This window comes from Janthinobacterium sp. HH104, assembly GCF_001758715.1.
GTDB lineage: Bacteria > Pseudomonadota > Gammaproteobacteria > Burkholderiales > Burkholderiaceae_D > Janthinobacterium > Janthinobacterium aestuarii.
The window spans coordinates 257,441-270,519 of the sequence record NZ_LRIB01000013.1 but is presented as its reverse complement, the minus strand read 5'-3'; the positions used below and the strand labels follow the sequence as shown (position 1 = coordinate 270,519).

Sequence of the window (13,079 nt, the reverse complement as noted above, 5' to 3'; positions counted from 1 at the left end):
ATTTCCCTGCTTTTTCCTCGTGAAAACGTGAAAAACACTTGCATACTAGGTAAATCCACACCAATATTAGCCGTGCGATTAATTGCGCAATTTCCCATGTGTTTGTTAAGGAGGCTCGAAGATGGCAACAGCCAAAAAAACCCCAGTAGCAGCGCCAGCCAAAGCAGCAGCAGCCAAGCCTGCAGCCGCCAAGAAAGCAGCACCCGCAGCCAAGGCAGCAGCTAAACCAGCAGCGGCGAAGAAAGCGGCAGCACCGGCAACACCACGCAAGCCAAACGCAGCATTCATGAAAGCAATGACGCCATCGAAAGATCTGGCCGCCGTTGTTGGCGCAGCACCACTGCCGCGCACGGAAGTGACCAAAAAGGTATGGGATTACATCAAAAAACTCGATCTGCAAGATCCGGCCAACCGCCGCATGATCAATGCGGACGACAAGCTGAAAGCAGTTTTCGGCGGCAAAGCCCAAGTCTCCATGTTTGAAATGACCAAACTGATCTCCGATCATTTGAAATAATCAGATACGCACAGGGCGTCTACGCCGTGTGAGTGCCCCGCCGCTTTACTGCGAGCGGGGCATTTTTTTTGGGCATTTTGGGGTCAGACCCTCAACACCGTTAACACAGAGCTCTGCGCCAACGCTGCCGGGGGTCTGACCCCAGCCTTCATTTGAATTCCCACTGCCGCCAAGCCGCCCGCACCGCATTCGGATACTCGGCCCTGCCCCGGCTGCCGTTATACCGCCCCAGCGCCAGGTACAAATCACCCTTTTCCATGTCCAGGTACATGCGCAGGATCGCGCAGCCGTAGCGCAGATTCGTCTGCATATGAAACAGCTTGCTGCGGTCATGATCGCCGATGACGCCCGTCCAGAATGGCATCACCTGCATGTAGCCGCGCGCGCCGGCCAGCGAGACGGCGTATTTGCGGTAGGCCGACTCGACCTGGATCAGGCCCAGCACGAGGGCAGGCTCGAGGCCCGCTCGGCGCGATTCGTACCATACGGTTTCCAGGAATTCCGTGCGCAGCTGGGCATCCGGCAGCTTGCGCTGCAGGCGCGACGACATCTGCGCCAGCCATTGCTGGTAGCGCTGCAAGTCGGCGGGCGTGGCAAATTTGGGTTGCGGCGGGCGTTCGTCGCGGATCGCATGCGACAGGGCCAGGCGGACGGAGTCGGCCAGCGCCTCCTCCTTCTGGTTGCCGGCCTGCGCCGGAGAGACGCAGGCCAGGCAGGCGGCCAGCGCGAGCGCGCCAGCCGTCTTGCTTACGGATAGACGCTTCACTGCGCCATTTGGCCCTGGATGAAGGCGACGATCTCGTCCGGCGCCACGCCGGTCGCTTCCGCGTCGCGGCGGCCCTGGTATTCCAGCTTGCCTTCTTTCAGGCCGCGCTCGCCGATGACGATGCGGTGCGGCACGCCGATCAGCTCCCAGTCGGCGAACATGGCGCCTGGACGCAAGCCGCGGTCGTCGACGATGACGTCCACGCCAGCGCCTTGCAGGGCCGCGTACAGCTTCTCCGTCTCTTCCTTGACCAGCTCGCTGCGGTCCATGCCCATCGGGCACAGCACGACCTCGAATGGCGCGATCGACGCGGGCCAGATGATGCCCTTGTCGTCGAAGTTCTGTTCGATGGCGGCGCCCAGGATGCGCGTCACGCCGATGCCGTAGCAACCCATCTGCAGCGGCGCAGGTTTGCCGTTTTCATCGAGGAAGGTGGCTTTCATGCTTTCCGAGTACGCCGTACCCAGCTGGAACACATGGCCCACTTCGATGCCGCGCTCGATGGCAAGCGCGCCCTGGCCGTCCGGCGAAGCGTCGCCGGCGACGACATTGCGCAAGTCGGCCACGATGGCAGGTTCGGCCACGTCGCGCCCCCAGTTGGCGCCCGTGTAGTGGAAACCGGCGTCATTCGCGCCGCACACGAAGTCGCTCATGTGGGCGACAGTGCGGTCAGCCACCACGGTGACGGGCGCTTTGGTGCCGATCGGGCCCAGATAGCCGGGAATCGTGCCGTAGACTTCCAGGATTTCCGCTTCCGTCGAGAAACGGTGACCGGCCAGGCCGGCAACCTTGCCCACCTTGATCTCGTTCAATTCATGGTCGCCGCGCAGCAGCAGCATGAAATGCTGTTTCGTGACTTTCTCGTCCTTGCCCGTCGTTTCCACGGTCAGGGCGATGGTTTTCACGGTGCGCGACAGCTCGATACCGAGCAGGGTAGCCACGGTTTCGCACTTGACGGTGTCCGGCGTGGCAGTTTTCGTCAGTGCCTGGGCGGCGGCCGGGCGCTCGCCCACTGGCGGCAGCGCTTCGGCCGCTTCCATGTTGGCGGCGTAGTCGGACGTCGGGCAGTACACGAGCGCGTCTTCGCCCGTGTGGGCGATGACGTGGAATTCGTGCGAACCGGAACCGCCGATGGCGCCGTTATCGGCTGCCACGGCGCGGAATTTCAGGCCGAAACGCGTGAAGATGCGCGTGTAGGCGTCAAACATGACCTTGTACGACGCTTGCATGCCGGCCAGGTCGCGGTCGAACGAGTACGCGTCCTTCATCGTGAATTCGCGGCCGCGCATCAGGCCGAAGCGTGGGCGGCGCTCGTCGCGGAACTTGGTCTGGATATGATAAAAATTCAACGGCAACTGGCGGTAAGACTTGATTTCCGTGCGCACGACGTCCGTGATGACTTCTTCCGACGTCGGCTGAATCGCGTATTCGCGGCCGTGGCGGTCTTTCACGCGCATCAGTTCGTCGCCCATCTTGGTCCAGCGGCCCGTCTCTTGCCACAGTTCGGCTGGCTGCACGAGCGGCATCAGCAGTTCGATACCGGCGGCTTTGTTCATCTCGTCACGGATGATGGCTTCCACCTTGCGGATCACGCGCAAGCCCATCGGCATGTAGGTATAGATGCCGGAACCGAGGCGTTTGATCATGCCTGCACGCATCATCAATTGGTGGCTGACGATTTCCGCGTCAGAAGGTGCATCTTTAAGTGTGGAAATAAAAAAACGGGAGGCGCGCATAACGGTGAATTCTTTTTAAAAAGAGAGGGTTATAATCAACCTAATTTTAAAGGATTAGCTGGCTGATGCGTCCATACTTTACACAAATGCGCTCAATTGGTGCGATTCCGGCGCTTTTCGCACCCCGAAAAGGTCACCGGCTTGCGAAGTTGTGGGTAATTATGTAAAAAAGGACGCACTGTCGCAGAAAGTTTGAGGTGCATTATGCTCGACCGTGAAGGGTTTCGGCCCAACGTCGGCATCATCCTGCTAAACGCCCAGAACGAGGTGTGGTGGGGCAAGCGGGTGCGCGAGCACTCATGGCAGTTTCCGCAAGGCGGTATCAAATATGGCGAAACACCGGAACAAGCCATGTTTCGCGAACTTGAAGAGGAAATCGGACTCAGACAGGAACACGTCAAAATTGTCGGCCGCACCCGCGACTGGCTGCGCTATGAAGTGCCAGACCACTTCATCAAGCGCGAGATTCGCGGCCATTACCGTGGCCAGAAGCAGATTTGGTTTCTGCTGAGAATGTGCGCGCGCGATAACGACGTCAATCTGCGCCTGACCGACCATCCCGAGTTCGACGCCTGGCGCTGGCATGAATACTGGGTCCCGCTCGATGTCGTCATTGAATTTAAACGCGATGTGTACCAGCGCGCCTTGCAGGAGCTGTCCCGCTTCCTGACCTGGCCCGTGCATGGCAACGCACAGCAAGCGCACCGCCACACGTCGCGCTACCTGCGCCAGCCCCATGCGCCACGGGCACAGGACGGTACGGCTGTGGCCAAGCCTTGCGACGGCATTGCCGCCGAAGGATGTACGCCGGAGCTGATTCTGCCGGGCAAGGAGTAGTCTGCCGCAATGAACGCACTCTCCCACGCAAAAGGGGCAGCCTGAACAGGCTGCCCCTTTTTTCATGCCGGCAGGAAACTCCCCTGCCGGTCAGGCTGGCTTAGTTTGCTGCAGTAACTGGCGCAGCGGCGGGAACATCCAGCGTGATGGCTTTGAGGCCCAGGATATTGCTGCTGTAGTGGCGGATCTTGTTGGCCAGGGCCGGGTCGTTATTCAGCTTTTGACCGTACGACGGCACCATTTCCACCATCTTCGCTTGCCATTCCGGTGTTGCCAGGCGGCTCTTGAATGCCGTTTGCAGCACCTTGATCATGATCGGCGGCGCGGTCGAAGCGCCTGGCGATGCACCCAGCAGGGCGACGATGCTGCCATCGGCGGCGCCGACGACTTCCGTGCCGAACTGCAGCAAGCCGCCTTTGACAGGGTCATCCTTGACGATCTGCACGCGCTGTCCGGCGTTTTGCAGGGTCCAGTCTTCCATCTTGGCGTTCGGCAGGTATTCGCGCAGGGTCTTCAAACGGTCTTCCGGCGTGTTCATGACCTGTTCCACCAGGTATTTCGTCAGCGGAATATTGTCGTAGCCGGCTTGCAGCATCGGTTTCACGTTGCCCGTGCCGATCGAGGCAGGCAAGTCGATCCACGAACCGTTTTTCAGGAACTTGGTCGAGAAGGTGGCAAACGGGCCAAACAGCAGGGCTTTCTTGCCATCGATGATGCGCGTGTCCAGATGCGGCACGGACATCGGCGGCGAACCGACGGATGCCTTGCCGTAGACCTTGGCCGCATGCGCCGCCACCAGTTCAGGATTGGTCGTCACCAGCCATTGGCCGCCGACCGGCACGCCGCCGTAGCCCTTGGCTTCAGGAATGCCCGATTTTTCCAGCAGCGGCAGCGAACCGCCGCCGGCGCCGATGAAGACGAACTTGGCGCGCATGGTTTTTTCCTTGCCTGCGTTCAAGTCTTTCACCGTCACGTTCCACACGCCATCGGCGCCGCGCTGGATGTCTTCCACCTGGTGGCGCAGGTGCAGGACCATGCCGTGGCTGTCCGTCAGGTATTTCACGAGACCGCGCGTGAGGTTGCCGAAATTGACGTCGGTACCGATTTCCATGCGCGTCGCGGCCACTTTCTGGCCCTTGTCACGGCCTTGCATGACGAGCGGTGCCCACTGCTCGATCTGCGCCTGGTCTTCCGAGAACAGCATGCCCTTGAACAGGTTTTCCTTTTGCAGCGCGGCATAGCGCTTCTTCAAAAAGGAAATATTGTCGTCGCCCCAGACAAAGGCCATGTGCGGCACATTATTGATGAAGGTTTGCGGCGCGCCCAGGTGCTTGTTGGCCACCTGATAGGCCCAGAATTGCTTGGAGATTTCGAATTGCTCGTTGATGGCAACGGCTTTCTTGGTCTCGATGCTGCCATCGGCCGCTTCCGGCGTGTAGTTCAATTCGGCGAATGCCGAGTGGCCCGTGCCAGCGTTGTTCATCGCGTCCGAGCTTTCGGCGGCCACGGAATCGAGGCGCTCGACCATTTCCATCGTCAGCGACGGATCGAGTTCCTTGAGCATGCTGCCCAGGGTGGCGCTCATGGTGCCGGCGCCGATCAGCAGCACGTCGACCGGTTTTTCGGACGAGGCCGGAGGGGTCTTGTTACATGCCGCCAGGATCAGGCACGACATCAAAAGTAATAGCGATTTACGCATACGTAACTCCGTTTATGAATACTGAAGGATGATTCTTGCGCGCCACCGTGGCGGCACCATCGCTGTATGGAATGCAAACAGCCAGCCAGCCGGAACGCCAGGGCGGCCGGACAGCTCGATGTCGATGGTGATAGGCATGCTGCCGCGCTCCGGGATAAACCAGGAGCAAGATCTGGTGGCAAAGGTGCGGGCAATGGAAACAGAAAAATGGCAATAAAATCGCCGTCATGTCCAGAGCAAATATCAAGAGCGGCGATTTTATCACCGTTATTTGGCGCCGCCGGGCCGTGGCGGTAGTGGATAATACTTACTGCAGGGTATTAAATTGCGGTGACTATCAGGTCATGAAAGCGGGCGCCAGACGGCAAAAAGAGCATCCTCGATGCCCTTCGTTGACGTACGCGGTACAATGCCGGCTGCCCTTTAGCCATAGCCATTCAGCCATGTTCAACCCCTCTTCCGACGACGTGCGCCGCTTCTTTTGCGACACCTTGCGCAAGCACCGCGCCCATGAAATCCTCACGCCGATGGAAGCCATCGCGCTCGACTGGATACTCGAACACCCCGAGTATGAAAACGAGCTCTCCGACGTCGAAGCGGCGCTGGCGCGCGACTATTCCGTCGAAGGGGGCCAGGCCAACCCCTTCCTGCACCTGTCCATGCATCTGTCGATCACGGAGCAGGTGCAGGTGGACCAGCCGCGCGGCATCCGCCCGGCCGTCCAGCAGCTGACCCAGCGCCTCGATTCGGCCCATGCCGCCCAGCACGAAGTGATGGAATGCCTGGGCCAGATGATCTGGGCTTCGCAGCGCTCGGGCTTGCCGCCGGATACAGAGGCGTATATCGACTGCGTGCGGCGCCGCTGATCAGGTAGTATCATGTTGCCAAGAAACTCAGCCACTGAAGGATATCTTGGCCCATCACACCATTCTCGTACTCGGCGGTTACGGTTTTTTCGGCACGCGCATTTGCCAGGCGCTAGCCGGCAATCAGAATATCCATCTACTGGTGGCCGGGCGCGACGCCGCCAGGGCCAAGGCACTGGCGGCGCAATTGGGCTTGCCACCGCGGCAAGCACTGGCGCTCGATGCCGATGCACCTGATCTGGCGCGGCGCCTGGCCGAACTGGGCGTCGATACGCTGATCCATACCGCAGGCCCGTTCCAGGGCCAGGATTACCGCGTCGCCCGTGCGGCGATCGAGGCCGGCGCCAACTATATCGACCTGGCCGACGGCCGCGATTTTGTCGCCGGCATCGTCAGCCTCGACGACCTGGCGCGCCAGCGCGGCGTGTTCATCACCAGCGGCGCCAGCTCGCTGCCAGCGCTGTCCTCGGCCGTGGTGGACCGCTACCTGCCGCGCTTTCGCCAGCTCACATCGATCCGCCACGGCATCGCCTCCGGCGCCCGCGCGCCGGGCATCGCCACCATGGCCGGCATCTTCTCGTACTGTGGCAAACCGTTCCAGCGCCTGGTTGCCGGCAGCCAGCAGACCACGCACGGCTGGCTCGACCTGAAGCGCCACCGCTTTGCCGCGCCCGTGGGACCGCGCTTGCTGGGCAGCTGCGACGTTCCCGACCTGGCCCTGTTCCCGCAACGCTATCCCGGCCTCGACACCGTCACTTTTCACGCCGGTTTTGCCGGTGCGCCCGGCCATCTGTTCGTCTGGGCCGCCGCGCAACTGGTGCGCCTGGGCCTGTTGCGCAGCCTGCTGCCGCTGGTCAGGCCATTGCACGCCATCAGCCAATGGGTGGAACCGCTGGTCAGCGACAAAGGCGCGATGTTCGTGACGCTGCAAGGCACGGGACTCGATGGCCTGCCGCTGACGCTGAGCTGGCAATTGCTGGCGGCGCAAAACCACGGCCCGCATATCCCGTGCGGCGCGTCGATCGCGCTGGCGAACCGGTTGGCCAGCGCCAGCAGCGGTGGTGCGCCGCTACCGCGCGGCGCGATGCCCTGCGTCGGCCTGCTCACGGTGGAAAATTACCTGGCCGCGCTGCAAGGCCATGACGTGACCGAGGTACCGGCATGAGCTGGTACCTGTTCGTCAAATGGCTGCACATCCTCAGCGCCACCATCCTGTTTGGCACGGGCATCGGCATCGCTTTCTTCAAGTGGATCAACGACCGGAGTGGCGAGGTGCGTGCGATCCGCCTGTCGGCCGAAAAGACCGTGCTGGCCGATTGGCTGTTCACCACGCCGGCCGTCATTGTCCAGCCGCTGTCTGGACTGGCCCTGGCGCACCTGGCCGGCTATCCGATCCTGTCCGGCTGGGTCCTCGCCTCGATGCTGCTGTATGCGGTGGCCGGCGCCTGCTGGCTACCCGTGGTATGGCTGCAGATCCGCATGCGCAGCCTGGCCCGCCTGGCTGACGACACGGGCACACCGCTGCCGCGCCTGTACTGGGTCTATGCGCGCTGCTGGTTCTGGCTCGGCGTGCCCGCATTTGCCGCGCTCATGCTGGTCTACTGGCTGATGGTTGCCAAGCCCGCGCCATGACGCCAGCCAAGCTGCAAGGGCTGTACTGGGCCATGCGCCTCGGCATGGCCTTTATCTGGCTATGGACGGCGTTTGTGTCCTGGTATCTGTATCCGCATGCCGAATCGCTCGCATGGCTGCGCCGCAGCGGCATCACGCTGCATACGGAACACGTGTTTGCCGCCTCCTGCCTGGCCGACCTGGCGATGGGCATCGCCTCGCTGTTCCATGCCAGGCCGTTGCTATGGTGGACGCAGTGCGCGCTGGTGGCCGGCTATACACTGGTGATCGCCGTCTTCCTGCCGGAATTCCTGATACACCCTTTCGGGCCGCTGACGAAAAATATCCCGCTGGCCGCCGGCCTCGTCTTCCTGGCCCTGTATGAAAAAAGCCGTGGCTAGCACGGCTTCGGGAGAGCAATCACAACACTCGGCGGCGCAGCAACCGATCAGGCTGGCCGTACCGCCTGTGGCAGCGCGGGTGCCTTCGCCTTGCCCATCAATCCCAGCACCACCTGCAGCGCCATGGCGATGGCGCCGCCGATGAAGACCACGTCGCCGAAGGTGCGTATCCAGCGCAGGTTCTGCAGCAGCGGCTGCTGCATGAACGCTTCGCTGCGCGCATACCACAGGCCTTCCGTCACGCTGGCGTGGAACTGGATGATGCCTATCGGCAGCAAGCTGGTAAAGATCATCAGCACCAGGCCCACATTCAAGCCCCAGAACGCCGTCTTCATCAAGGCAGGGCTGAAGCGGTAGTCGGGACGCAGATAGCGCAGCACCAGCAAGGTAAAGCCCAGCGCCAGGAAACCGTACACGCCGAACAGCGCAGCATGCGCATGCACGGGGGTCGTGTTCAGGCCCTGGATGTAGTACAGGGCGACGGGCGGATTGATCATGAAGCCCAGCACGCCAGCGCCCAGCATGTTCCAGAAGGCGACGGCGACAAAGCACATCAGCGGCCAGCGCAGGTTTTCCATCCATGGCGCGCGTTCCTTCAGGCGCCAGTTTTCCCACGCTTCGTGTCCCAGCACGATCAGCGGCACCACTTCCAGCGCGCTGAAGCTCGCGCCGATGGCCATCACGGGCGTGGTGGTGCCGGCGAAGTACAGGTGGTGGAAGGTGCCGGGTATCCCGCCCAGCATGAACAGCGAGGCAGAGGCCAGGCTGGCCGCCGTGGCCATGCGCACCGACACCAGGCCCAGGGTCGAGAAGATGAAGGCCAGCGCCGTCGTGGCGAAGACTTCAAAGAAGCCTTCCACCCACAGATGCACCACCCACCAGCGCCAGTACTCCATCACGGACAGGTGCGTGCGCTCGCCGTAGAACAGGCCGGCGCCGTAGAACAGGCCGATGGCGCCCACGGATGCGGTCAACAGCGCCAGCAGGTTCTTGTCGCCGCCCGGCTTGCGCAGGGCCGGCACGACACCGCGCAGCATCAGCACGAGCCACAGCAGGATGCCGATGTATTTACCGATCTGCCACAAGCGTCCCAGGTCCACATATTCATAACCCTGGTGACCGAGCCAGAAATTCCACTCGGGCGGCATCACTTGCGCAATGGCCAGGTAGTTGCCGATGAAGGAGCCGACCACCACGGCGACGAGGGCCCAGAACAGCACGTCGACACCGAGGCGCTGCCACTTGGGATCCTTGCCGCCATTGATCAGGGGCGCGAGGAACAGGCCGGCCGCCAGGAAGCCCGTGGCGATCCAGAACAGCGCGGCCTGGATATGCCAGGTGCGCGTGAGTGCATACGGGAACCAGCGCGACACGTCGATGCCGTAGAACTGCTGCCCTTCCACCGTGTAGTGCGCCGTGAAGCCGCCGATGAAGACCTGGAAGATGAACAGCGCCACGACCAGGAACAGATATTTTCCCAGTCCCCGCTGCGAAGGCGTCAACGCGAACGTGGTGAGCGGGTCGCGCGGACCGGCCGCCGGCAGCGCTTCGTCATGGTCGCGCAAGAAGGCCCAGCCCCAGACGAGGAAGCCCACGCCGGCCAGCAGCACCACCACGCTGGCAACCGACCAGACGAGGTTTTCGCCGCTGGGCTGGTTGCCGATCAGCGGTTCGTGCGGCCAGTTGTTCGTATAGGTCACTTTCTGGCCAGGACGTTCGGTCGCGGCGGCCCATGCCGTCCAGAAGAAGAATTGCGTCATCTGCGCGCGCCGCTCGGCGCTGGGCAGGGTGTTTTCCTTCATGGCGAAGTGTTCGCGGCTTTTTTGCAGCGCCGGCGCGTCGGAGAACAGCTGGTCGTAATAGTGCGCCGTGTTGGCGATCGCTTGCACGCGGCGCGGCGACAGGCGCAGCACTTGCGCATCATCGGTGCGGTTACCGCGGTATTCGAGCCTGAGCGCTTCGCGCAGCGCCGCCTGCGCGGGGCCGTCGAGCTCCGCGTACGCCTTGCCATGCTGCTCTTGCGCGGCCAGTTCCAGCCAGGCCGTCAGTTCGCGGTGCAGCCAGTCGGCCGTCCAGTCGGGCGCCTGGTAGGCGCCGTGGCCCCAGATGGAGCCCAGCTGCATGCCGCCGACCGATTGCCAGGCCGTCTGGCCATCGAGGATGCCCTCGCGGTCGAACAGTTGCCGGCCATCCTGTGCAAGCACTTGCGAGGGGATGGGCGGCGCCTGCCGGTACACTTCGGCGCCGTAGTAGCCGAGCAGCGAAAACGTCACGATCAGTACACCGATCAGGGTGAACCAGAGTTTTTTGTAGGGACCCATGGGTCTTTCCTTTGTCAGTGCACCACGGCCGGCGCAAAGCGCTCGAACAGGATATTGTTTTCAGTATGGATGTGCGCCATCAGGTCTTCGCGGAAGGTGCGCAAGCCCGTGTACAGCGCGCGCCAGGTGGTGCAGGCGCCGGCCGGCGCGGTGATGTCGTTCGTCATTTCCTCCATCGCGCGCAACGCCACGCCATGGTCGTCGTGCTCCATGCGCATCACGTTGATGGGCGCGCCGGCGCGGGGGCCCTGGCCGCGCACGATCATGGGGAACAGCACGTCTTCTTCCTTGCGCATATGGCTTTCCAGTTCCTGCGCCATGGCCGACAGGTGTTCCGCCAGCCCGTGCGGACAGTCGGCGCGGTCGCCATGCACCTGCTCGACCTTGCGCGCCAGCCGTATCAGCTCGGGCAGCTGCTCGCGGTGCACGGCGTGGTAGCGCGACAGGATGTGTTCCACCAGCTCGGTGGCCGAAGCTTCCTGCCAGTCACGCTCGCCGCTGGCGTCAGTCCGTCCGGCCAGCACTTGCAGTTCCTTGACGATGGGCGCCGTGTCCACGCCGGCCGCCTCGGCCGCCGCGCGCAGGGTCTTGTTGCCGCCGCAGCAGAAATCCAGGCGGTGCGCATCAAACAGCCGCGTGGCGCCAGGGATGCGGCGGGCCAGCTGGCCCAGGGATTGGTCGATCATTTCCATAATGGTTCCTTGATGATGAATGGGGTTTATTGACGGGCACCGGCGTGGTAGACGCCGGGCACGGGTTCGCCAGTCACTTCCAGCACGCCCACGGCGCCCTTGCCAGCGCGCGACAGCGCATGGTCGACCAGCAGATAGCTGCCAGGATGCTGTACCTTGAGTTCGACGATGGTCGCGCCGCCCGGTGCCACCAGGGTGGTTTGCACGTCGTGTTTCGGGCTGCTGATCGAGCCTTCGCTGTACACCTTGTCGAAGATCTCGCCGATGATGTGGAACGATGAAATCTTGTTCGGGCCGCCGACGCCGAAATAGATGCGCACCGTTTCGCCGACTTTTGCCTGCAGTTTGTGCGTCTTGCTCAGGGCGCCCACTTCGCCGTTGAAGACGTAGTAGTCGGGCAGCTCATTGGCCATTTTTTCCAGGTTCGGTTCCTGGTGCACGGGGGCGCCGTGCGGACGGCCCGTGTACATCTCGCCCTGCATCACGTAGTACTCGCGGTCGACTTTTGACAGGCCGCCTTCCGGTTCGACCAGGATCATGCCGTACATGCCGGCCGCGATATGCTGCGGCACCAGCGGCGTGGCGCAGTGGTACACATACAGGCCCGGATTGAGCGCCTTGAACGTGACGGTTTTTTCCTGCCCCGGCGCCACCTGCGTGTGCTGTCCGCCGCCATGGCCGCCCGTCACGGCGTGCAGGTCGATCGAGTGGATCATCTTGCTGTCCTTGGCGTTGAACAGGGTCAGCTCCACCGTGTCGCCCACCTTCGCGCGCAGCATCGGGCCGGGCACTTGCCGGTTGAAGGTCCAGTAGGTAAAACTGGTGCCGTCATCGAGCTTGCCCGGCAGTTCCACCGTCTCCATCCGGTATTTCAGGGTTTGCGGCGCGCGCGCGCCGATGGCGTTCGGCACGGAGGCGGGATTGGCCGCCACATTGACGGCCGAGGGATCGGGGCCGCGCATCGGCGACGGCGCGGGCGTGTACAGGGCCAGCGCGGCGGCCTGGCTCGATTCGCTGGCAGCGCTGCCGGCGCCAGCGGCCTTCGGTGCTCCGGCTTCGGCCAGCGACGTGCCGCTCACTTCCAGCTTGCCTTCCATGCCGATCTGGCGGTGGCCGGGGATCGAGCAGTAATAGGTGAACGTGCCGGCGCGCGTGACCTTGAAGCGCACGGTGGTGCTGCCGCTGTTGGCGCTGAACTTGGCCGAGGCCACATTCAGTTCCGGGATCAGCAGATCGTGCTCGGCGCCTTCGCCGCTTTTCAGCACGAGTTCCACCGTGTCGCCCACCTTGGCCGCCAGCACGGGGTTGACCTGGCCCTTGGCGTCGATGAACACCATCTTGCCGTCGACGATATTGGTTTGCAGTTCATAGCGCTTGACTGCGGCGGTAGCGGGTTTGGCGGCGGTGGCGGCGGCACTGGCCGGCAGGCTGGCCTGAGCTTGCACGGACAGGGGCATGGCCAGTACGCAGACGGCGGCGGCAATGGCGCGGAGGGAGGGAGTCGTTTTCATCAAGCTTTCCTTGGTCTTGTATGCCGGTTCGGCACCCTTACCTAGGCAATCCGTGTGCCAGGAAAAACTTGTTTTAAATCAACGATTTGAAAAATGCAGGGTCGATATGACCCTGTTCAAGC

Annotated in this window: 12 protein-coding genes; 6 read left to right on the top strand and 6 right to left on the bottom strand. The window is 62.6% G+C overall.

Going from position 1 to position 13,079, the window contains the following annotated elements:
* Positions 1–121: 121 nt before the first annotated feature.
* Entirely contained in the window at positions 122–517 is a 396-nt protein-coding gene (locus JAB6_RS28290) for an SWIB/MDM2 domain-containing protein (RefSeq protein ID WP_071650146.1), read from the top strand.
* 148 nt (positions 518–665) lie between these two features.
* On the opposite strand, the gene JAB6_RS02055 is transcribed toward JAB6_RS28290, so the two are convergent.
* Both JAB6_RS02055 and JAB6_RS02050 read right to left on the bottom strand, forming a co-directional pair.
* Positions 666–1,283 (bottom strand): lytic transglycosylase domain-containing protein, encoded by a 618-nt coding sequence (locus JAB6_RS02055; RefSeq protein WP_070301185.1) that lies wholly within the window; start codon positions 1,281–1,283, stop codon positions 666–668.
* On the bottom strand, positions 1,280–3,019 hold the full coding sequence (locus tag JAB6_RS02050; protein ID WP_070301184.1) for a proline--tRNA ligase: 1,740 nt from the start codon (positions 3,017–3,019) through the stop codon (positions 1,280–1,282). The genes JAB6_RS02055 and JAB6_RS02050 overlap by 4 nt, the downstream gene beginning before the upstream one ends.
* Positions 3,020–3,223: 204 nt before the next feature.
* On the opposite strand from JAB6_RS02050, the gene JAB6_RS02045 reads away from it, so the two are divergent.
* Complete coding sequence (locus JAB6_RS02045; RefSeq protein WP_034746553.1) at positions 3,224–3,856, top strand: RNA pyrophosphohydrolase; 633 nt, start codon at positions 3,224–3,226, stop codon at positions 3,854–3,856.
* Between the two features lie 100 nt (positions 3,857–3,956).
* Here the strand turns inward: JAB6_RS02045 and mqo are convergent, their stop codons facing one another.
* The gene (mqo, locus tag JAB6_RS02040) at positions 3,957–5,555 is read right to left on the bottom strand and encodes a malate dehydrogenase (quinone) (RefSeq protein WP_070301183.1); all 1,599 of its coding nucleotides are present in this window, start codon (positions 5,553–5,555) and stop codon (positions 3,957–3,959) included.
* Positions 5,556–5,998: 443 nt separating this feature from the next.
* Between mqo and JAB6_RS02030 the strand changes: the two genes are divergently transcribed.
* The 4 genes from JAB6_RS02030 to JAB6_RS02015 are packed head-to-tail and all read left to right on the top strand — an operon-like array spanning position 5,999 to position 8,433.
* Positions 5,999–6,421, top strand: a complete 423-nt coding sequence (locus tag JAB6_RS02030) for a DUF1841 family protein (protein ID WP_034746547.1) — start codon at positions 5,999–6,001, stop codon at positions 6,419–6,421.
* Positions 6,422–6,467: 46 nt separating this feature from the next.
* Positions 6,468–7,586, top strand: coding sequence for a saccharopine dehydrogenase family protein (locus tag JAB6_RS02025; RefSeq protein ID WP_034746544.1), 1,119 nt, complete (start codon positions 6,468–6,470; stop codon positions 7,584–7,586).
* A complete protein-coding gene (locus JAB6_RS02020) occupies positions 7,583–8,053 on the top strand; it encodes a DUF2269 domain-containing protein (RefSeq protein WP_034746541.1) in 471 nt (156 codons plus the stop codon). The genes JAB6_RS02025 and JAB6_RS02020 overlap by 4 nt, the downstream gene beginning before the upstream one ends.
* A complete protein-coding gene (locus JAB6_RS02015; protein ID WP_051990782.1) occupies positions 8,050–8,433 on the top strand; it encodes a DoxX-like family protein in 384 nt (127 codons plus the stop codon). Before JAB6_RS02020 ends, JAB6_RS02015 begins: the two co-directional genes overlap by 4 nt.
* Before the next feature lie 47 nt (positions 8,434–8,480).
* Here the strand turns inward: JAB6_RS02015 and JAB6_RS02010 are convergent, their stop codons facing one another.
* From JAB6_RS02010 to nirK, 3 genes are read right to left on the bottom strand one after another with little or no spacing between them, the layout of a single operon-like run.
* The gene (locus JAB6_RS02010) at positions 8,481–10,754 is read right to left on the bottom strand and encodes a nitric-oxide reductase large subunit (RefSeq protein ID WP_034746538.1); all 2,274 of its coding nucleotides are present in this window, start codon (positions 10,752–10,754) and stop codon (positions 8,481–8,483) included.
* A 14-nt stretch (positions 10,755–10,768) separates the two neighbouring features.
* Positions 10,769–11,446, bottom strand: coding sequence for an iron-sulfur cluster repair protein YtfE (gene ytfE / locus JAB6_RS02005; protein WP_034746535.1), 678 nt, complete (start codon positions 11,444–11,446; stop codon positions 10,769–10,771).
* Positions 11,447–11,472: 26 nt separating this feature from the next.
* Positions 11,473–12,957: a copper-containing nitrite reductase gene (nirK, locus tag JAB6_RS02000; protein ID WP_070301181.1), complete on the bottom strand. Its 1,485-nt coding sequence runs from the start codon at positions 12,955–12,957 to the stop codon at positions 11,473–11,475.
* Between the last annotated feature and the right edge of the window lie 122 nt (positions 12,958–13,079).